The sequence below is a fragment of the Actomonas aquatica genome (assembly GCF_019679435.2).
Classification (GTDB): domain Bacteria; phylum Verrucomicrobiota; class Verrucomicrobiia; order Opitutales; family Opitutaceae; genus Actomonas; species Actomonas aquatica.
Window position 1 is genome coordinate 887,796 of record NZ_CP139781.1, and the last position, 20,150, is coordinate 907,945.

Consider the following 20,150-nt stretch of genomic DNA (forward strand, 5'->3'; position numbering starts at 1 on the left):
CCTATTATGATTCGTCCCCTGATTTTCACCGCCCTCGCCACCTGCGCGACTGTCGCCCTCGCCGAGTCGAAGCTTGAGCTTGAGTTTCCGCCGCCGAAGGTCACCTCCACCCCGGCGCCGATCAAGCTGTCCAACCTCGAAGCCCCCAACACTCCGGCTCCCGACATCATGGTCCCCAACGACGTCACCAACGTCGCCGCCGGCAAGACCGTCACCTCCTCCGACCCGTGGCCCATCATCGGCGAACTCGATATGGTCACCGACGGCGACAAGGAGTCCGAGGACGGTTACTACGTCGAACTCGGCGAGATGCAGCAATGGGTGCAGATCGACCTCGAGTCCGAAACCGAGATCTTCGGCATCGGCCTGTGGCACTACCACGCCCAGCCGCGCGCCTACCTCGATGTGATTGTGCAGGTATCCAACGACCCGGAATTCGCCTCCGGCGTGACCACCCTCTTTAACAACGACAACGACAACTCCTCCGACATGGGTCGCGGTGAGGACCCGGCGTATCTGGAAAAGAACTACGGCCGCCTCATCCCCGGCAAACAGGCCAAAGCCCGCTACGTGCGCCTCTATTCCAATGGCAATACCAGCGACGGCCTGAACCACTACATCGAGGTCGAAGTCTTCGGTCGTCCGGTCGAATAAACGTTTCGATCCCTCCCCCTTCTCCCAACGGCCTCACCTTTGCGTGAGGCCGTTTTGCTTCCGGCCTTGTCGCCTCCCAGCCCACCTGAAACCGTAACGCCGATGGCGCGCCCTCGCCCTACCCCCGACTCCTCCAGCCGCCGCCAGACGGTCTGGCTGCTGCTCGCGTTGGCGGCGGTGTTTCTCGGGCTTTTCTGGCGCGGTCAGCACCTCGACAACCGACCGCTGCACGCCGACGAAGCCGTGCAGGCCTGGCAGACTTGGAACCTCCTCCGCGGGGAAGGTTATCGCTACGATCCACTCGATCGCCACGGTCCCTCGCTCTACTACGGCGCAGCGATGTATCATCGGCTGTTGGGCGGCGATGCGGCCACTTTTGACGACGTGGCGGCCCGTCGTTTTGTCCTACTCGCCGGCGCGCTCACCCTCGCGTTGTTTGCTTTAGCTCCGCTTCGGCGCGGCTACGCACCGGCCCTCGGCGTGCTGGTCGCCGGACTGCTGGCGTTTGAAACCCTCAGCTCGCTCTACCAAACCTACTTCGTGCAGGAGGCATGGCTCGCGCTGTTCGTTTGGAGCTTCGTGTTCCTGCTCCTTGCACCGCGGTCGCACAGTAATCTTTTCGCGCTCGGCTTGGTGGCTGGACTCGCCCAAGCGACCAAGGAGGTCGCGCCGCTCTACCTGCTGCTGGCGTGGCTGGGGGTGCGCCGGTTTCGCGAGCCATCGACCACGCTGACGTGGCCTGATCGCGTTTGGACCGTCGTGGGATTCCTCATCCCCTTCGTCGCGCTCTACTCCAGCTTTGGCAGTCACTGGGGCGGTTTGGTGGACGCCTTCCGCACCTACGCGCTGCAGGCTCAACGCATCGGCGGCGACGCCCATCATTACCCGTGGTGGCACTACCTGCGCACCTTCGGTGTGCTCCCAACCGGCGGACCCGCGTGGGGCCAATACCCGTTACTATTGCTGGCCTTGGTCGGAGCAGGATTGGCGCTGCGCCGCTCAGCGGCCCCACTGCACCGCGCCGCCACCGTGCTGACCGTCGGCCTGTTGGTGATCCATAGCGCCATCCCCTACAAAACGCCGTGGCTCATGCTGACTCCCATGCTGGGCCTGTGCCTGCTCGCGGCCTACACCTTGCTTGAGCTCGGCCGGCGCGGCCGCTGGTTCGCCGCGATCGCAGCGGTGCTGCTGGTCGGCACGATGGCCCAATCCGCCCATGTCGGGCGTCTCGCCCTCGACCGCTATCCGGGCGACGCACGCAACCCCTACTTCTACCAACAAACGCCGCGCCCGTTCTTGCGGGTGCTGGATCGTATCCAAGATCTGGAGCGTGTGCTCGACCGTCCTCTACGTATCGCAGTCGTGAGCCCCGACCATGCCTGGCCGCTGCCGTGGTATCTGCGGAACCGCGAACAAGCAGGCTTCTTTGATCAGAAGCCTCCCTCCAACCTCAATACGTGGGATGTCGTGATCTGGGACAGCCAGCTCGGCTCGTTCGCCGAGGGCCAACCCGACGGCGCGCTCATGGTCGATTACGTCGGGTTGCGTCCGAATGTGCTGCTCGAAATCTCGGTGCAACGCGGGTTGTTTGACCGCACCTACGCCACGCCATGAGTAACCCGCCCCCGCTTGTTCAATTGCTCGAACTCGAAGGCCTGCAGCGCTTCGAACACGAGGCCATGGCGACTCAGTTTGTGCTGCATTTGGCTCCGCCGCCTGGCGGCTCGGTCCGGCAGGTGGCCGCCGAAGCGTTTGCCTTACTCGACCGCCTGGAGGACCAGCTCAGCTTTTACCGCGAAGGCAGCGACGTCACGCGGATCAACCGCGCGTCGCCGGGCGAGGTCGTGCGCATCAACGAAATCACCCACCATTGCCTGCTCACCGCGCTGGAAGTGTCGGCCGCCAGTGCAGGCGCCTTCGACCCCTTTGCCGGTGGTGCAGCCCTGATCGCCAAGGGTCAGCCGCTACCGCCGCACTTGCGCGACGTTCCTTCGCCCGAGCCCGACGATCAACGTCCGGCACTGGCGCTGGATCCCGCGCAGCCGCTGATCACCAAACTCGAGGGCAGCCGCTGGCTAGACCTCGGCGCCGTCGGCAAAGGCGCCGCCCTCAACGCGATGGCTGCGCTGCTGCAGGACTGGGATATTCCCACCGCCGTGCTCGTGGCCGGCGGCTCCAGCATCAAGGTGTTCGGCCCACCGCCGCAAAGCGACCAAACCACTTGGACGCTGCGTCTCGCCGCGCTCCCCGGCCAACCGGAAGTTGAACTCCCCGCCCCCTTCGCCCTCGGCGCCTCCGGCGGCGGGTTCCAAGCCGGCCACATCATCGCACCAAGCGGTTTCACTTCTCGCACGCAATCGCTGGTGCTGGCGCCGGACGCCGCCCTCGCCGATGCACTTTCAACGGCTGCTTACCTGCTATCCGACGACGCCCTGCAACGTCTGTTTGCCGAAGCCGAAGATTGCGCGGTCTTGGCGACGCGCGAGAGAGCGGCGCCGCTGCGCACGGGTGTATTCGCCACGTGGAGACGAGCGGCTCCGCAACTCTCGCTGGTCATTCCCTGTTGGCGTGAACAGGAACGCCTGCCGCCGTTTCTTGAAGCCCTCGCAGCAGCCATCGACACCGCTGCGCTGCCGGTGGAAGTGCTCGTCGTCGACGATGGTTCACCCGCCGACGATGCTGCCGCCACCCGCGAGGCGGTGCGACGTATCAGCGAACGTTTCCCGCAAATCCAGCCGATGATCGACATCGATCGCCACCGCGGCAAAGGCGGGGCGGTGTATTGGGGTTGGCGCCACGCCGCCCCCTCCGTGCAGTGGCTGGGTTTTGTCGATGCCGACGGCGCGATTCCGCCCGAAGAAGTCGTGCGCGGCATCCAGCAGACGCTAGCTCAACCCGACGACGCGTCACCGCGCCTCATCGCCGCGACACGCTACCACCGCGATTCGACGCGACGCGTTCAGCGTGGATTCTGGCGACAACGCACCGGCGGCTGGTTCGCCAACTGGGCCCGCACTCAGTTGCAACTCGGCGCCGCCGACAGCCAATGTGGTTTTAAGGTGGTTCCCGCGGCGTGGTGGCGTGATCGCGAGCCATGGCAGGTCGACGGTTATGACTTCGACCTCGAGCTCTTGCTGGCCGCACGTGACGACCAACTCACCGTGAGAAACCTTCCGATCACGTGGCGCGAAATCCCGGGATCCCACGTCGGCGTCGGCGACGGTCTGAACCTGGTCAAAGTCGTCAAACGCCTCCGCCGCGAACGGCCGCCAAGGGGCTAAAGCAACTCGCCCTGCTGCTCGGTCGGACCGAGTTTGGCTGCGTCCAGAAACGGTTCGTAGCGCGTCACCCAGTCTTCGAGCTTTTTGAGATAATACTTGGGATCGTAGGGGGCCTGCAGCGGGTCGTATTCACCGACTGGATTCGCGCGCTGCCAGTCACTGGTCTGACCTTTCTGTCGCGGCAGAATGTAATAACTCACCCGATCGCCCATGCGCGGCGGTGGTTGCATGCGCAGCGACACCTCGGCCGAGGCTCGGCGCGGTTTGCCCCCGCCGGCGATGAACCGTTCGTAGGCGTCGGGATTCTGACTGAGCACCTCCGTCTTGGCCAAGTCGGCGATCGCCACCTTGCCCGCCGGGATCGTGTCGCGATACTGCACCACCAGATCGGCCGGAGATTCGCCGCCTGCGCCCAGCAAATGCGAAATGAGGCTGTCGCTGAGGCGCTTGAGAAAGGGCTCCATGCCACGCGAACGCAGGGCGCTGCCTTTAAGCGTGATGCGTTCACCATCGTAGATCGCGTAGTTCTTGGCTTTGTAGCAGAACATCGCGTCGTAACGACCGTCATACTCCAACTCGATGCCCTCCGGCAGAATCGCGGACGCTTTGGCCAAGAGCTGTTCGGGTTGCTCGAAGTAATCCGGCGCGGACAGGTAGATGCCGTCGGTATCCGCTTCTAGGATCGTGGCGCCCTGCCGCTGCAGTTCATCAATCAAACCCTGCAAGAGCTCGCGGCCACGACGCGTCACCTCCGCAGCCAATTCGCCGTCGCCAAACCGGGCGCCGGAAAAGCCGAGGTAGCCGTAGAACGAATTGATCAAGATCTTAAAACTGGCCTGGCGCGCGGCGGCTTCGGCTCGTTCCTCGACATCGTCGCTCTCCCGCGCGAGCCGCTTGTAGCGCAGGCGGTATTCGCGGAGCTGCTTGAGAAGTGGAATAAAAACACCCAGCGGATCATTCACCGGGTTGCGGCCGATGTTCAGCAGCAGGCTCGGATAGAGCGACGCGACGTCGAAGTGTAGGACGTGTTTGAATACGCCGGTCTCAAAGCTACGGGTGAAACCGCCTTCAAAAGGACGCACTTCGGGCGGCACCGGCGTCGCCCGACCGGCATGAAAATAGTGCTCGAGAAAGAGCAGATCGATCTTGCCTGTCGTGCCGCGCAGCGTGGCTTCCTGCAACGTGATCGGGAACGTTTTGACCTGCTCGAAATAGGTCGGGAGCAGGCGATCGGCGATGCCCTTGGTCTCGCGCAAGTCATCGGCCAGGTAAGCCAAAAATGTCGGCCGATCATCGGTGTAAGCCTGGTGGATTAGGTTGCCGGCAAGGTAAGTGCGATCACCGCCATCGGCCGGCGTGATGCCGAAGTGGATGGCCACATCCTTCAGGCCGAACGCGGTGAGCTCGCGCGTCGAAATGTCGTAAAGCTGCACGAGCAGGAACGTGTCGACGACCGTGCGGCCTGGCAGGTCGCAGCGCGGAAAATCAATCCAGCGCTCCGCCACCTTTAGGCGACTGCTGCGAAACTTGGCGCGCTGCCCAAAACGGCCCCACGCACACGGCACCTTGAGGCGCTTGGCCCGACGGCGCAGGTAATCGAGGTCGAACTTGAAGATGTTGTGCCCTTCGAGGGTGTCGGGGTCTTCCTCTGCCAGCACGGCGTTGAGCTGTTCGAGCAAGGCCTTTTCGGCGGCGTCGGTTTTTTCGGCCAGGACGAGCGTGCGATCGCGATCGCCAAAACGCAGCCCGATCGCCAGCACGCGGTCCTCCGGTTTGTCCGCATCGCTGAACGAGCCATCCGGCGAATCCGTTTCGATATCGAGCTGGCAACGACGGAGCTGCCCGAAACTAACGTCTGCAAACAACCGCTGGCGTTCGCGCAGCAGATGCTGGCTCTCCAGCGGCTTCACTGCATCGCAAGCCCACCCACCGCGTGTCGACTTGACCAAGGCGTCGTAGGTCGAAAGCGACTCAGCTTCGGCTATCCAGGTGAACGCGCCCTCGCCTTCCAAGGGCCGCACTTCCACACCAGCGAAAGCACCGTCATCCGGAGCCTCGGCCAACCACGCAAACGGCCGCAGCGGCACCGATGACGCCAGACGACCGCCGTCGGCGGTGCGATGGGATAGATGAACCGTGCCGTCGCGATCGACCCAGATCCCGCAGAGAGAACCAGCGGCCGGCGCAGTCATGGCGCGGAGTTGTGCTAGACGGTCCTTAGAACGGACGTTGGTAAACCATCACCAACGCCACAAACACGAGGGCCAGGATGATGGTCATGAAGAGACCGGCTTTGTCGCGTTTGCGGTAGCCGATGCCCGCGAGACCGGCGAGACCGAGCCAGCACACGATCTTCACGATCGCCCAGCCGGGAAAACCATAGCTCAACTTGTGCAGCAAACCGACGCCGCTGATGAGCATCAGCAAACTCGCGATACCGGTGAAGATCATCACCTTCTTACGCGATTCCGCCGGACCGGCGAACCCGTAGAACGTGCCTCCCGTGAGGACGATGAGCGAAAGGAGGTGGAGGACGTGGTAGAACGCGGGCGACATAAGAACTTGGGTAAGGAAATTGGTCACCCCGCACTGTGCCGTATGCCAAAAGGCTCGAGACCTTTTTAGGTTAAGGTGGGCACCTTCCGCAGCAGTTTCAGCCTTCCGATTTACGGCCCGGCATCGACCACCACGTCACGGTTCCCGAAGTATATCAAAGGCGAAGAGCTGTATAGAAGCACCTCGAACACGGCAGGGTGAAGGACGACGGTAGAGCGGGATAACGCCCCGTCAAACGCCAAAGGCATTTCAATTCTGCAAGCCGCTGGCACCAGTGCGTCCCCGCCGCGGGCGCAACCAACCGCGGGCACTCCAAACCAATACCGCCAAGGTTCCAGCGACCGCGCAGAAACCCGATCCCATCGTCCCTCCGATGAGCAATAACACCGCACCCACCAACGCGATCGCCACGTCGACCCCACGGCGCGCGCCGGAACGTTGTTGGGCATAAGTCGTCAGGGCCCACGACAGCACGCCAACCGCCAGCGCGCCCCACCACAGCCGGTCGCCCAGCTCCCCTCGCCCGTCGCTGGCCACGATGCCGCTCAGCAACAGCAGCAGAATTTGGTTAAAAGCCGTGAACCCCGCCAGTAGCGCCAGGACCAACTCCGGGGTGACCGGAAACTCGCCATCGCCGGTGCGCACCCGGTCGGCCACGGCGCATCCGGCGCAGCAATACAGCTTCTCGCCGGGCGCCACGCGCCGGACCTTAAACGGCAATCCGCAGTAGTCGCACTCGACCGCTTTCATGACTGGAATTGGAGACCGAGCGACGATGGCTCAGTCCTCCTTACCGAAGGGGAAATCGTTGTCCTCCTCGTCGTCATCGCGATCGTCCTCGTCGTCCTCGTCGTCGAACTCCTCCGGCGCCTGAGCAGCCTGAGTCGATCGCGATGCGTTGCCGCTGAGATGTTCGATGATCAACTCCTGCACGGTGGCTAGGAAAAGGTAGCACATGAAGGCGCGCTGCGTGTCGTCCTGCAGTTCCTCGAGATCGATATCGCCGCTCTCGAGCTCTTCGTCAGGCAGATGCTGCAGATACCGCTCGCGCAGACGCAGGCGAACCGCCGAGCAGGCGCGCAGGATCGCATCGCCGTTGTCTTCGTCGAAGTTGACGATGCCGTTGGCAAAAAAGTCGGAGTCAAACAACGCGAGCAGCGTCGCGACGTCGCCATTTTGCCCCGCCACCAATTCGCTGCGCCAGGTGTCCCGCAACTCCGCATCAACGCGCTCGAGCGCCTGCGGCGCGGCGAGGCTGTCGTCGAGAGAATCGGCGACAGATTTGATCACGTCGAGCAGCGGGGCCACGACGCCCAGACTCAGCTTTACCTCAATCCGTTTCATTGCGTTCGAGGATGGCGGTCAGGTGCCATTGCTGGAGCACGAAGGCATAGTGTTCGGCCTGTTCGCGCAGGCCGCACCACACGATGGAGCGGCCTTGTTCGTGCACCTCCAACATGTGTTTGCGCGCCACGCTTTTGCTGAAGCCGAAGACCCGGCGAAACACCAGCACGACATAGCTCATCAGGTTCACCGGATCGTTCAGCACAATCACCTTCCAAGGGCCGGCCAGAGCCGTGGCTTCCTCGGCTTCGATGGTCGGCGTGGGGGCGGTTTGGGCTTGGTCGATCGTCATTTAAGAGAGTGGCAGGCTGCGGGTCGCGGCGCCGCAGGAAATCGCAGCGGCAAGCTACGCAGTGGCACGGGTGGGTCAACCACCCGCGCGCAGACCGGCGGAAGACGTTCTCAGCGGGCGGCTTGTTGCTCCACAAGACCAGCAATGTGACTCGCGGCTTCGGCCACCGGGATCGAGGCGACGTCCTTTTCGTGACGCCACTTGACCTCGACGATGCCGTTCTTGAGGCCGCGACCACCGATGGTGACACGCAGCGGAATACCGATGAGGTCCGCGTCCTTAAACTTCACGCCCGGGCGTTCCGCGCGGTCGTCGATGAGCACATCGGCGCCAGCCAACTCAGCGGCGACACCGATCGCCTTGGCGAGGTCGGCGGCCTCTGCGAGCTGCGGATCGAGGTTGCAAATGAGCACCTGGAACGGCGCCACGGCCCACGGCCAGACGATGCCGTCCTGGTCGTGACCTTGCTCGATCACGGCCTGGAGCGTGCGGCTGATGCCGATGCCGTAGCAGCCCATGACCATCGGGTGCGTCTGCTTCTGGTCGTCCATGTAGGTCGCCTCGAAGCAGTCGGAGTATTTGGTGCCGAGAATGAAGATGTGACCGACCTCGATGCCACGGCGGCTCTTGAGCGGCTCGCCGCAGAGCGGGCACGGTTCACCGGCCTTGACGGTGCGGAAGTCTCCCCAGCCGGTGATGGCGAGGTCGCGCTCCACATTCACGTTGCGCAAGTGGAAGCCGTCTTCATTGGCGCCGGTGGTGCCGTTGCCGATGAGTTTGATGGCGTTGTCGGCGTAGATGCCGTCGAGCTTGTCGGGCTGGGCGATGGTGCCCTTCACGGCGCCGAGGCTACCCGGCTTCGCCCCCATGATGGGCGCGATCTCTTCCGGGGTGGCCGGACGCACGAGCGTGTAACCGAGGGCGCCGAGCTTGGCCTCCTCGAGGTCGTCGCTGCCGCGCAGGATCACGAGGAAGGGTTTGTCGTCGCCCACGTAAACGAGGGTCTTAAACTGCGCGTCAGGCGCGACGCTGTAGGGCTCCTTGGCCAGCGCCGCGATGGTGACCACGCCGGGGGTGGCGAACTTTTCGGTTTCGGCGGTCGGCGCTGCGACCACGAAGTCGGCCGGGACGAGGCCGCTGGTGGCTTTTTCGCGGTTCGCCGCGTAGCCACTGGTTTCGCAGTAGATGACGTCGTCGTCACCCACTTCGGCCGGGACCATAAATTCGTGCGAAAAGCTGCCGCCCATCACGCCGGTGTCGGCTTCGACGGCGATCGCGAGCACGCCGACCCGCTTGAAGAAGGCTTCGTAGGCGGCCTTCATCTTGCCGTAAGCAACCTCGGCGCCGGCTTCGTTGGCGTCGAAGGAATAGGCGTCCATCATCACGAACTCACGCGCACGCATGAGACCGTAGCGCGGACGGATCTCGTTACGGAACTTAGTGGCGATCTGGTAAAAATTCTTCGGCAGGTCGCGGTAGCTGCTGATCTCCGCCTTGATGAGCGGCGTGATCACTTCCTCGTGAGTCGGCCCCAGCACAAACTCAGGGTCGGGGGAACTCTTCTTGCCGTCACCGGCGTGATCAGCGCGGAACATGATCTCGCGGGCGGCGTTCCAGCGCGGACCCTTTTGCCAGTTTTCCGCCGGATGCACGTGGGGCATCCACAGCTCGATGGCGCCGGACTCGTCGAGTTCCTCGCGGCAGATCTGGGTGATCTTCTGCAAAGTGCGCAGTCCCAACGGCATGTAGGTGTAGAGGCCACCGCTCAACTTGCGCACCAAACCGGCACGCACCAGCAGCTTGTGGGAAGCGATTTCTGCATCGGCCGGGCTCTCTTTGAGCGTCGGAACAAAGAACTGAGACCAATATTTCATGGGGAAAAGCGCCACCAGAGCACTGCGCCCGCCCTCGGGCAATCGTAATTCCGCGCCCAGGACCGGCCTCGCGTGCCATAGGGAGAACTTCGCAAAGATTGCATTGAAAACACCTCTACCCGGAGCATGTTGGCGCCCTATGACCAAAACCAAGGCCGCCGCACTTTCCTTCGAGGACGCTCTGGCGAAACTCGAAACCATCGTCGAGGCGATGGAGGATGGCGATGTGCCGCTGGCTGAACTCCTGGCCAAATTTGAGGAAGGCACCAAGCTGCTCAAGCAGTGCGAAAGCCGCCTCCAACAGGCTGAGCTCAAAATCGAACAACTTAAACAATCCAAGGACGGCGAGACTGAGTTCGCCGCTTTTGATCTGCCGGAATCCGAGGACTGATCCTCCGCTTCCTGCGTCACTTCATACTAGATGAGCACCCCCGCACCAGAAGCGGCATCCTCCCTCCCTTCCTCGCCCATTTTGCCCACCATCAAGGGCCCCGACGACGTCAAGGCCCTGCCGGCTGCCGCCCTGCCCTTGCTCGCCCAGGAGATCCGCGACGAGATCATCGAAGTCACTTCGGTCAACGGCGGTCACGTGGGCCCCAACCTCGGCGTGGTGGAGCTCTGCCTCGGTTTGCACCGGGTGTTCTCGACCCCGACCGACCAGTTTGTCTTCGACGTCGCCCACCAAGGTTACGTGCACAAGCTGCTCACCGGCCGCACCGGAGAGTTCTTCCGCGGGCTGCGCAAGACCGGCGGCGCGAGCGGCTTTCTGAATCGCGAGGAGAGCGAACATGACTCGTTCGGCGCAGGTCACGCCGGCACCGCCCTGAGCGCCGCCCTCGGCATGGCCACCGCCCGCGATTTGCGCGGCACCGATGAGCATGTGGTCGCCGTCTGCGGTGACGCGGCCTTCACCTGCGGCGTGACGCTGGAGGCGCTCAACAACGTCGTGGAGTCGACCAAACGCCTCGTGGTCATCCTCAACGACAACGAGTGGTCGATCGCCAAGAATGTGGGTGCCATTTCCCACTACCTGAACCGGCTCTCCACCAACCCGACTTACAACAAGATCCACCACGATCTCGAACGCTTCTTCACCAGCCTGCCCGGCGGCAACGACATGCACCGGGTTTACATGAAGTGGAAGCGGGAGACGAAGGACTTCTTCATGGAGTCCTCGCTGTTCGAGAAGTTCGGCCTGCGTTATCTCGGCCCCGTCGATGGCCACGACATGGACGAACTCGTGAAGAATCTCGAGTTCGCCCGCGACAGCGACACCCCGATCCTGCTTCACGTCGTCACCAAGAAGGGCAAGGGCCTCGCCGCGGCGATTCGCTCGCCCGAGAAGTTCCACGGTGCGAGCCCCTACGATCCCAAGACCGGGGAAAGTCGCGGCGGCAAAGGCGGCGCGCCTAACTACCAAGACGTGTTTGGCCAAGCCCTCACCCGTTTCGCCAAGGCCGATAAGAAGATTGTCGGCATCACCGGCGCGATGCCGGCCGGCACCGGCCTCACCCATCTGGCTGAAGGCTGCCCGGGACAATTTTTCGACGTCGGCATCGCCGAAGAACACGCCGTGTTGTTTGCCGCCGGTCTCGCCACGAAGGGCATTCGTCCGGTCTGCGCGATCTACTCCACGTTCCTGCAACGCGGCTACGACCAGATCATTCACGACGTCGCCCTGCAGAACCTGCCGGTGACCTTCTGCATGGACCGCGCCGGTTTGTCGGCCAATGACGGTCCCACCCACCACGGCCTGTTTGATATTTCTTACCTGCGCTGCGTGCCGGGCGTGACGGTCATGCAACCGAAGGACGAAGACGAACTCGTCGACATGTTGCACACCTCCCTGCAGCTCGACGGCCCCGGTTTCATCCGCTACCCGCGTGGTGCCGGTGAAGGCGTGACGATCAAAGACGAGCCGGTCGCCCTGCAAGTCGGCAAAGCCGAAGTCCTGCGCGATGGCACTAACCTCATCATCTGGGCACTCGGTCCGATGGTGGTGGAAGCTCAAAAACTCGCCGATCGCATCGCAGCCGAAGAGGGCCTCTCCGTCGGCGTGGTGAACGCGCGTTTCGCCAAACCCCTCGACGCCGAACTGTTGCTCGAACAGGCTGGCAAGGTGCCGCTCATCGTGACGATGGAGGACCACGTGGTGACCGGTGGCTTTGGCTCGGCGGTGTTGGAAACGCTGCAGGATGCCGACCTGCGCACCTCGGTCGAACGCATCGGTTGGCCCGACAACTTTGTCGAGCACGGCAGCGATGTCGCGACGCTGCGCGCTGCCCACGGCCTCTCGCCTGATGCCATCCACCAACGGGTCATGTCCCGCTGGCGGCGCATCGCATCGATCCCGGTCGAAGCCGACGCCTGATCGGCGTCGGCCAGCGGCCGTCGAAACGTCAGCGGATCTCGTAGACCTCGACCAGCGTCGCCCCCGTCGCGCCGTCGACGCCTTCGACCGAAGCGGTATAAACCCCCGGATCGACCGTGATGAGCATTGCCGCATCGGCCGTGCCGTCCGCGAGGCTGAACGCGCCCACGTAGCTGGAGGCGGCAATGAGATTCTCACGGTTGGGCGCGTCGGACCAGTCGTCATTCACCGCGACTTCGACCCCCTCGCGGCGCAGAATCAGGCGCGGATTATCGATGGAGCCGGGGACCTGAAAACTTGCCAGCGTGGGACCGATGGCACGGATGAGGAGGCGTTTGCGTTCGTTGCCTTGCACGACAAAACCCGCCACTAGCGGATCATCTTCGCCCCGCACGGAGCCACGCACCGAGAGGTTCAACACCGAGCCGATATCGTTCTGCTCGTAGACTTCGAGCAACCCCGTGCCGCCATCGCCGTCCGCGCTGGTAAGATGCACTGTGTAGTTGCCGGCCGGCAACATCGCCAAGGTCGCAGCGTCAGCCGAGCCTTCGTCGAACGGGAAGGCGCCGAGTTCGGCCGCGAGCCCAGGCAAGAGATCCGCGGCGGCGTCACTGCCCCACCCTTGATTGGACGCAATCACCTGCCCGGCCTGATTGAAGATTTCCAAACGCGGAGCAGCGATCACCCCGTTGATATTGTAGCGCCTGAGAGCCGGGCCCACACCGCGAATGAGCACCGGCTTCCCATCGCTTTCTTCGATGACCAAACCGGCGATCACGGCATCGTTGCCCGCAGCGAGTGCTGCCCGCGTGGATACGTTGGTGAGACGCGGATGCGACATGTAAGGCGCCCCCACTTCGCCGGGCACTGCGCCGCTCCAAGGGCTGCTGGGAAACACGCCGATCCGGCTCTCGTCGTAGGTGCGCGCGCGGAAGTTGCTGTCGGCCGGCAGCGTGACGGAGCCGATGACATCAATCGCATCCGGCGCGATCGCACCTCCGCGCAACCGTGGATCTGCGCCATCGAGGGTGTAAATGGTGCGCGTGCTGTCGGGCGGAGTGAGCGTAATGGTGCCATCGCCGTTATCGGTGATGCGCGGTCGGGAGGGGAACTGCAGATCAATCCAATAACCACGGGAGACCAACCACGTTTCCATGTAGTCCATCTCACTCGCCCAGTCCCCAAATCGGGAGGCATTCTCTGGCCATTTGGCCGCATCGCGAGCGGCGGCATCGGTCGAAACGAGACCACGAAAAGCGTCAAAGCGGCGGCGGATTGAGCCTTCGCCCAACACCCCTACGCGCAGGCTTTGCCAGCGGTCCACCCACGCCTGCATGAAATCGGGATCCTGGGCCAGCATCCCCCACCAACCGAGCCCCCAATAATCCACCGCCTCTCCTTGCGAAGTCGACGGCGTGGGCCGCCACGTGTTCCACTCGCCGTCACGGGGATCGAATGAATCCATCGAGCGCTCCATGTCCCAAATAGGACCGGCGGCCAGTCGCTGGCCGCGATCCTTGTGGTAGTAGGAACTGCGCCAAAAGGCGTCGGTGTTCTTGAAAAACACATTCAACATGTGGTGATCGATCCACGAACCGCGGTCGAGATACTCCAGGTAGTGGCGTCGGCGCCAGTTGTCGGCGGCGTCGGCGTAGAGTGCGTCCTCCATGCGCTGCACGTAATCAACGATGTAGGCCGATTGTTCGGGCGTGATATCGTCCAGCTTTGGTGTATCGACGTGGAGCTCGGAATTGAAAATATCCGGGAATCCGCGGTCCGTTCTCCAGTGAAGCTTCTCGGGATCCGGTTCGTCCACGAGCAAGAGGTAGCCGCCCGTGACGGCATTACCTTCGTTGTCCTCGTCGTCGAGCCTTTCCAGATCGATGCGACCCGGCTCGACGTCGGTCTTGTCGACCATGATGACCACGCCGTGGTAATCCGCCATACTGAGACCGTCATCATCGGTATTCAAAAACACCTCGGCCAAGCGCGTCTTGGCGGCCCAGCGACCGATCGCGTTACTCACTTCGTAGGAGTAAGCGTTCCGGATGTAGGCCGTGTCCCAAAGGTAGGGTGATACCATGTTCCATTCGTCGAACGGCCCCATGCCCAAGAGATCAAACGGGGTCTTTTCGCCCCAGTCATTGCGCATCTCGAATTTGAATCCCTTTTTTGGATACATCGACGAAGTTTGGCCGCGCACGCGAAAATCCACCATGGTGCTGGCGGTGGGCCCGTCGGAGATCCGGGTCAGGCCACCCGCCGATGGTTCGAAGGTATAAAGCCATCCGCGACGCTCCGCCCCCCCCTCCAACCAAACCGGGATCATGGGACCGGCCCCATGATTATCCACCACGACCACTGGCATGCTTGTGGAAAAGCTGCTCAGACCGGTGCCTCCATCGCCATCGATCTCCACCAATTGAATCGTCGAGATCACACCATGGCTTTGCCCGTTGCTCGAAAATACCGTGGCGCTGAGCACCGTGGACTCGGTGAGCGTGAGCGGCGCATTGTAAACGAGGGAATCCTCGTCCGGGTCCGGCGTGTCACCGCCATCCTCGGACGGCGAAGACAGCACGTAACGGATCACTTGGTCGCCCGTGGCACCGCTTAGGGACACCGTGATGGAATCGGAAAACGTAGTGGATCCGGTCGAGAAAACCACACTCTCATCGAGCACCACATCTTGGGTGCCGCCATTGCTAGCCCCCGGCGTGGCTTCCGCCAGATAGCCAATTACGTTGGTCTCGCCGTCAGTTGTGATGCCGTAGGAAATGTCGGTAATCTGTGGCGGGAACTCCGGGGCATACTGGTAGGCAATCGTAGTGCCATCGGGCTGCACTAAACCGAGATACTCCCCCCCCGCGCTCAGACTGAAACTCGCATGCAAAACGCCGGCCGGATCCGTCCGGTCTTTGCCCGAAGTAAACACCACCAAGTAGCCATTGGCGGGAATCGTGACCGCCGGAAACATCCACTTGGTCAGGTTATCCGCGCGGTCGGTGAGGAACCAACCGGACAGCGACAGAGCCTGATCGGACGGGTTGTGAATCTCCACCCAATCCTCAAACTCGCCATCTTCATCAGCATAGGTCTCGTCGTTCGAGGCCATGAACTCCGAAATCACCGGCTGGGCGTGAGCGCTCACCGCGCCCAAGACGAATACGCAAATGCAGTGTATCCAAAACCGACGCACACGCGCCGACTGCTTTTGTGAAACGAATGCAGGAAGAGTCATAGGTAAATCAATTGCGACAGCACAAGCACCCCGGACACTGGGTCTGGAACGCTGCAACAAGCAGAAGGGACAATCATCGCGACAGCGACCACCACCCGTGGTTTAAAAAAATACCCAAAAAGAGGGAAAAATCGCCCTACTCAGAGAGTTTCGGCCAATACGTCGAACGCGTGGGGCGCAAAAAAGAAGGGCTTCACCGCAAGCCGGGTGGAGCCCCCTGAATCGACCGCGCAGGGAACCGGTTCAACCGGGCATTTTGATCGGGAAGTCGCGTCCCGGCATGGCGACGTATTCCGGCTTCCGCCAGCCCGGCGCGAATTCGTCCAGCTTGACCGGCGCGCCGGTTTCGAAACAGCGGTTAGCGGCCGCCCCGACAAGCACCGAGGCCGCCCCACCCCGCTCATCCGACGCCCGACCGTAGGGATCGTGCGGTGGGTTTGCCAGGAACAGGTCGTCGAGCAGAACCTTGTCGCCGCCGCCGTGGCCGCCGGAGCTGACCCAGGGCTCGTGATCTGTGGCCGGCCCTCGCAGCGGGATCACCCGAGTCGAGATTCCGCCACGAGAGATACCGCCCTGCACGGCGTCGGTGCCATTCACGTAGATCTGCTCGACGATCTGATGCTCGATGCGTCCCTGCGTGCCGTTGAAGGCGATCTGGTAGCCCTCCCATGAGTTAAAGGCGTTGAGCGAGTAGGACAGCGTCACCTTGTTGTCGTAGCGCACGATGACGTTCATCGTATCCTCGATGTCGATACGTGGGTTAAAGACGCATTGATCGCGGTGGTAGCCGTCGTATTTTTCCTGGTCCAGATAGAGCGCCTTCAGGCCCGCGTTGGCGGCGAGATCCATCTTGAAGGTGCACTTGTCTCCTTCCGGACAGGTGTGGCAGCGCTCATGATGGCTTTCGAGACCGAGCCGGCGCGCCATCTCAGGCGTGTAAAACTCGCGCTTACCCATGGCTGTGACCTCGACGGGATTCGAACCGAGCCACCAATTAACGAGGTCAAAATGGTGAGTGGCCTTGTGGACCATCAGGCCGCCGGAATTTTTCTTTTCCCCGTGCCAGCGGCGGAAGTAGTCGGCGCCGTGGTGCGTGTTGAGCAGCCAATGGAAATCGACCGACAACAGGTCGCCGATCGCGCCCTCCATGAGGAGTTGTTTTACTTGGGTGCGGGCTGGTGAGTAGCGGTAGTTGAAGGCCACGCGAACGTTTCGCCCGGTGCGTTCGACCGCGTCCTGCACCCGCTGCACCTTGGCGGCCGTCGTGGTCATCGGCTTTTCGGTTACAACGTCGCAGCCAGCCTCCAAGGCACGCACGATGTAGTCGTCGTGCGTCGCATCCATGGTGGTGACGATCACGATGTCCGGCATCGTCTCGCGGATCATCTTCTCGAAGTCAGTGTGGGCGTAGGCGGGTGGTGCCTTGGCGCCATTGGTCACCGAACGCTGACGGGCGAGTTCGAGACGGCCGGCGTTAAGATCACACAGGCCAACCAACTCACAGGTGTCGGCATAGTTCTTTTCGATGGCACCTTGGTAGAAGCGGGAACGTGAGCCGGTGCCGACGATCGCATACCGCCGACGACGACCGCCAACTTGCGCGGCCAATCGCGGCGCGAGGGCGATGCCCATGCCGGCGAGGGCAGCAGTTTTAACGAAAGCGCGCCGAGTCGACGCGGAGGACGAAGAGGAGGGGGTATTGGTCATGGGGAGGGAGAAAGAAAACCCCGCCATCAAAACGACCAGCGACCCGGTTGTCGAATACCTCGCGATGGTGCATTGACTGTCCACCTCACAAAACGCCCTCACTTGCCTCTCGCTCACTTTGGTGCGCCGAGAGGGAATCGAACCCTCCTCTCAAGCTTGGGAAGCTCACATTCTACCGATGAACTACCGGCGCGTTTCCAAAGAGTAAGACCGGATATGAATCAGCTGACCGTCGCTGCGCAATCTCGAACTACGTGTAGGATCGTCGGCCATCGAGCGCGCTCTTCAGGGTCACCGAATCCGCGTAAAGCACGCCGCCGCCACTGGGCAGTCCAAAGCCGATTCGGCTCACCGCAATCTCCTGCCCCTCCGGCATCAGTTCGTCGGTCAGGTAGTGGCACGTAGCCTCGCCCTCGACGTCGTTCGACAGCGCCAGGATGAGTTCCCGCACCTCCCCGGATTCCATGCGCTCACGCAGACTCTGCAGGTTGAGTTGCTCCGGTCCCACCCCGTGAATCGGCGACAACTTACCGTGCAACACATGGTAGCCGCCCCGATAGGCGCCGCTGCGTTCGAGCGCGACGAGATCGGGCACCTGCTCGACGATACAAACCACACCATGGTCCCGCGCGTCATCTTCACAAACGGCGCACAGAGCGCCCTCGGCGAGATTACCGCAACGGTCACAGCGGCGCACCGTGGCCGCGGCGTTCTGCAACGCGTCCACCAGTTCTGGCAGGCGCTCCGGCTTCTCCAGAAGGAGATGCAACGCCACGCGCTCGGCCGAACGATAGCCGAGTCCCGGGAGGCGCTTCAGCAATTGCTGCAGATGTTCCAGCGATGGCGTCATGGGAATTTCGATCTCTCGGATGAGGCGGCACGCCGCTCCCAATCCAAAATCGAGATTCAAAAACCAAAAATCCTTACATGAAGCCCGGCATCTGGAAGCCGGAGGTCACGGCCTTCATCTGCTCGTCGTTGTAAGTCTTGGCTTGTTCGGCGGCATCCTGCACCGCAGCGAGCACGGTCTCGTTGACAAGGGATGGCTCTTCCTTGAGCAGCTCGGCATCGATTTCGAGCGCGAGGAATTTGCCCATGCCGTTGATCTTAATCTTCACCGCGCCACCACCGCTGGTGATGTCGAGTTCCTTGGCTTCAAGCGCGGCCTGAGTGGCCTCGACCTGACGCTGCATTTTCTGGGCTTGTTTGAGAAGTTTACCGACACCGGCCATGATGGATAGGGATTGGGTTAAAGGACTGCGTGTGAGTGAAGAAAGCCGCTATGCCTCGTCATCAGGCGACGATCTTCAAGCCTCAAGTATCGCGGCGTAACCTTCGCGAAAGGAGGCATAGCGTGGTCGCCAGCCGAGCACGCGCTTCAGTTTGGCATTCGAAATGATCCGATCCGGCATGTAGGCCCGCCGCCCCGGGGCGCTCACTCCAGTGAAATCGGGCACGGGGCGCCCGAGTGTGCTGGCCAGATGGGCCACCACGTCACCCTTGGTCGCCGCACCATCATCGGCCACATTGAAGGTCTCGCCGGCTGAATACGACGGCTGAGACCACGCGACCAGGATCGCACTCACGATATCGTCACGATGTGCCAGATTGAGGTGATAATCGCTCCGGCCCGGCACGGTTGCATGACCGGCACGCAAACCATCCAACAGGTAATGACGGCTTGGCCCGTAGATACCGGCCAGCCGCATCACCGTCCAATGACCAGGCCACGCGCGGACTGCTTCCTCGGTCGTGGAAAGCACCACGGCGCGCTCTTCGGACAATTCCAGCGCCGCGTCTTCCTCGACCCGCACACCACCATCGGCGGCATACACGGACGTGCTTCCCGTATAGATCAAATGGGCGGACGAATCGTGCTCTTGCGCCCAACGACTCAGAGACTGCATCCCGGCCAGGTAGCTGTGGCGATAGCCCGCCACTCCGCCGCCCCCTGAACTGACCGAAAACAGGACCAGGTCGAACGCGGGGGTCAGGCGGTCATGCCAATCGTCGGCCGCCACGTCCGCGACGACTGCGGCACAACCGCGCGACTGCCAGCGCGATCCCGTGGCCTCGCTCCGCGCCAAAACAGTGACTTCAGCGCCGCGACCGAGCAACGCCTCGACGACCGCTCCACCCACGTAACCTGGTCCGCAGACCAAAGCACGTTTCCCGTCGAAAAAACCATCGGCAAGTGAAGCAGGCATCGCGTAATCTGCCCGCACCATGGCCACTGTTCTGACAATTTTGCCAGAGGGATTTGAAGAGATCGAAGCCATCACGCCCATCGACCTGTGGCGGCGGGCCGGACTGACCGTCAAGGTGGCTGCGCTTGGAGCGAACAAAAAGGTCACGGGTAAGAACGGTATCACCGTGATCGCCGATCAGCTCTTGGGCGCCGTGCCGCCGGAGGCGACCTTTGACCTGCTCTTCCTGCCGGGCGGGCCCGGAGTAAAACACCTGCGCGCCTCGCCTGAAGTGCGGGAACTCCTCGGTCGTCAATTCGCCGCCGGTCGCCGGATTGCAGCCATCTGTGCCGCCCCGCTCGTTCTGCACGACGCCGGACTCCTCAGTGGTCGCCGCTACACTGCCCACCCCACCACCGAAACCGAACTCTCGGCCGTGATCGCCACTGAATACGTCGTCACCGACGGCCCCCTCACCACCTCCCGCGGCGCCGGCACAGCGCTGCCTTTCGGCCTCAGTCTGATCGAACAACTCCTCAGTGAAGAGAAGGCAAAAGAAATCGGGCTAAGTATTTGTGCGAAAAGTCTTTCTTAAGGTTCGCGCCACGCGTCCGAACGTTTCAACAATCCCGCCCTCACGTCTA

17 protein-coding genes, 1 tRNA gene and 1 other RNA gene are annotated in these 20,150 nt (G+C 62.4%); 6 read left to right on the forward strand and 13 right to left on the reverse strand.

The window, feature by feature from the left end:
- Nucleotides 1-6: 6 nt before the first annotated feature.
- The 3 genes from K1X11_RS03400 (at nt 7) to K1X11_RS03410 (ending at nt 3,935) form a co-directional block, all read left to right on the forward strand.
- Entirely contained in the window at nt 7-654 is a 648-nt protein-coding gene (locus tag K1X11_RS03400; RefSeq protein WP_221032547.1) for a discoidin domain-containing protein, read from the forward strand.
- A 102-nt stretch (nt 655-756) separates the two neighbouring features.
- Nucleotides 757-2,268 carry a hypothetical protein gene (locus K1X11_RS03405; RefSeq protein ID WP_221032548.1) on the forward strand — a complete coding sequence of 504 codons (1,512 nt, stop codon included), beginning with the start codon at nt 757-759 and terminating at the stop codon, nt 2,266-2,268.
- Nucleotides 2,265-3,935 (forward strand): FAD:protein FMN transferase, encoded by a 1,671-nt coding sequence (locus K1X11_RS03410; RefSeq protein ID WP_221032549.1) that lies wholly within the window; start codon nt 2,265-2,267, stop codon nt 3,933-3,935. The genes K1X11_RS03405 and K1X11_RS03410 overlap by 4 nt, the downstream gene beginning before the upstream one ends.
- Here the strand turns inward: K1X11_RS03410 and K1X11_RS03415 are convergent.
- The 7 genes from K1X11_RS03415 to K1X11_RS03445 form a co-directional block, all read right to left on the reverse strand.
- Entirely contained in the window at nt 3,932-6,127 is a 2,196-nt protein-coding gene (locus K1X11_RS03415) for a DNA polymerase domain-containing protein (RefSeq protein WP_221032550.1), read from the reverse strand. The two genes, K1X11_RS03410 and K1X11_RS03415, sit on opposite strands and share 4 nt — an antisense overlap.
- Nucleotides 6,128-6,152: 25 nt before the next feature.
- Nucleotides 6,153-6,491: a DUF1516 family protein gene (locus K1X11_RS03420; RefSeq protein ID WP_221032551.1), complete on the reverse strand. Its 339-nt coding sequence runs from the start codon at nt 6,489-6,491 to the stop codon at nt 6,153-6,155.
- A 21-nt stretch (nt 6,492-6,512) separates the two neighbouring features.
- Nucleotides 6,513-6,693, reverse strand: a non-coding RNA gene (gene ssrS, locus K1X11_RS03425) — 6S RNA.
- Between the two features lie 47 nt (nt 6,694-6,740).
- Nucleotides 6,741-7,241: a hypothetical protein gene (locus tag K1X11_RS03430; RefSeq protein ID WP_221032552.1), complete on the reverse strand. Its 501-nt coding sequence runs from the start codon at nt 7,239-7,241 to the stop codon at nt 6,741-6,743.
- A 30-nt stretch (nt 7,242-7,271) separates the two neighbouring features.
- Nucleotides 7,272-7,835, reverse strand: a complete 564-nt coding sequence (locus K1X11_RS03435; protein WP_221032553.1) for a DUF2017 family protein — start codon at nt 7,833-7,835, stop codon at nt 7,272-7,274.
- Nucleotides 7,822-8,127 (reverse strand): ATP-dependent Clp protease adaptor ClpS, encoded by a 306-nt coding sequence (locus K1X11_RS03440; RefSeq protein ID WP_221032554.1) that lies wholly within the window; start codon nt 8,125-8,127, stop codon nt 7,822-7,824. Before K1X11_RS03440 ends, K1X11_RS03435 begins: the two co-directional genes overlap by 14 nt.
- Before the next feature lie 110 nt (nt 8,128-8,237).
- The gene (locus K1X11_RS03445) at nt 8,238-10,001 is read right to left on the reverse strand and encodes a proline--tRNA ligase (RefSeq protein WP_221032555.1); all 1,764 of its coding nucleotides are present in this window, start codon (nt 9,999-10,001) and stop codon (nt 8,238-8,240) included.
- A gap of 139 nt (nt 10,002-10,140) precedes the next feature.
- Between K1X11_RS03445 and xseB the strand changes: the two genes are divergently transcribed.
- Nucleotides 10,141-10,392, forward strand: coding sequence for an exodeoxyribonuclease VII small subunit (gene xseB / locus K1X11_RS03450; RefSeq protein ID WP_221032556.1), 252 nt, complete (start codon nt 10,141-10,143; stop codon nt 10,390-10,392).
- A 30-nt stretch (nt 10,393-10,422) separates the two neighbouring features.
- Nucleotides 10,423-12,372: a 1-deoxy-D-xylulose-5-phosphate synthase gene (gene dxs, locus K1X11_RS03455; RefSeq protein WP_221032557.1), complete on the forward strand. Its 1,950-nt coding sequence runs from the start codon at nt 10,423-10,425 to the stop codon at nt 12,370-12,372.
- A 28-nt stretch (nt 12,373-12,400) separates the two neighbouring features.
- On the opposite strand, the gene K1X11_RS03460 is transcribed toward dxs, so the two are convergent.
- The 6 genes from K1X11_RS03460 to K1X11_RS03485 all read right to left on the reverse strand — a co-directional run bounded on the left by K1X11_RS03460 (nt 12,401) and on the right by K1X11_RS03485 (nt 19,527).
- Nucleotides 12,401-15,613 carry a CotH kinase family protein gene (locus tag K1X11_RS03460; protein ID WP_221032558.1) on the reverse strand — a complete coding sequence of 1,071 codons (3,213 nt, stop codon included), beginning with the start codon at nt 15,611-15,613 and terminating at the stop codon, nt 12,401-12,403.
- Between the two features lie 243 nt (nt 15,614-15,856).
- Nucleotides 15,857-17,320 carry a Gfo/Idh/MocA family protein gene (locus K1X11_RS03465; protein ID WP_221032559.1) on the reverse strand — a complete coding sequence of 488 codons (1,464 nt, stop codon included), beginning with the start codon at nt 17,318-17,320 and terminating at the stop codon, nt 15,857-15,859.
- 119 nt (nt 17,321-17,439) lie between these two features.
- Nucleotides 17,440-17,513 (reverse strand) — tRNA-Gly (locus K1X11_RS03470).
- Nucleotides 17,514-17,570: 57 nt separating this feature from the next.
- A complete protein-coding gene (gene recR, locus K1X11_RS03475; RefSeq protein WP_225919641.1) occupies nt 17,571-18,230 on the reverse strand; it encodes a recombination mediator RecR in 660 nt (219 codons plus the stop codon).
- A 13-nt stretch (nt 18,231-18,243) separates the two neighbouring features.
- Nucleotides 18,244-18,552, reverse strand: coding sequence for a YbaB/EbfC family nucleoid-associated protein (locus K1X11_RS03480; RefSeq protein WP_221032560.1), 309 nt, complete (start codon nt 18,550-18,552; stop codon nt 18,244-18,246).
- 75 nt (nt 18,553-18,627) lie between these two features.
- Nucleotides 18,628-19,527, reverse strand: coding sequence for an NAD-dependent epimerase/dehydratase family protein (locus tag K1X11_RS03485; RefSeq protein ID WP_221032561.1), 900 nt, complete (start codon nt 19,525-19,527; stop codon nt 18,628-18,630).
- A gap of 19 nt (nt 19,528-19,546) precedes the next feature.
- On the opposite strand from K1X11_RS03485, the gene K1X11_RS03490 reads away from it, so the two are divergent.
- Nucleotides 19,547-20,101 carry a DJ-1 family glyoxalase III gene (locus tag K1X11_RS03490; RefSeq protein ID WP_221032562.1) on the forward strand — a complete coding sequence of 185 codons (555 nt, stop codon included), beginning with the start codon at nt 19,547-19,549 and terminating at the stop codon, nt 20,099-20,101.
- Nucleotides 20,102-20,150: the final 49 nt, after the last annotated feature.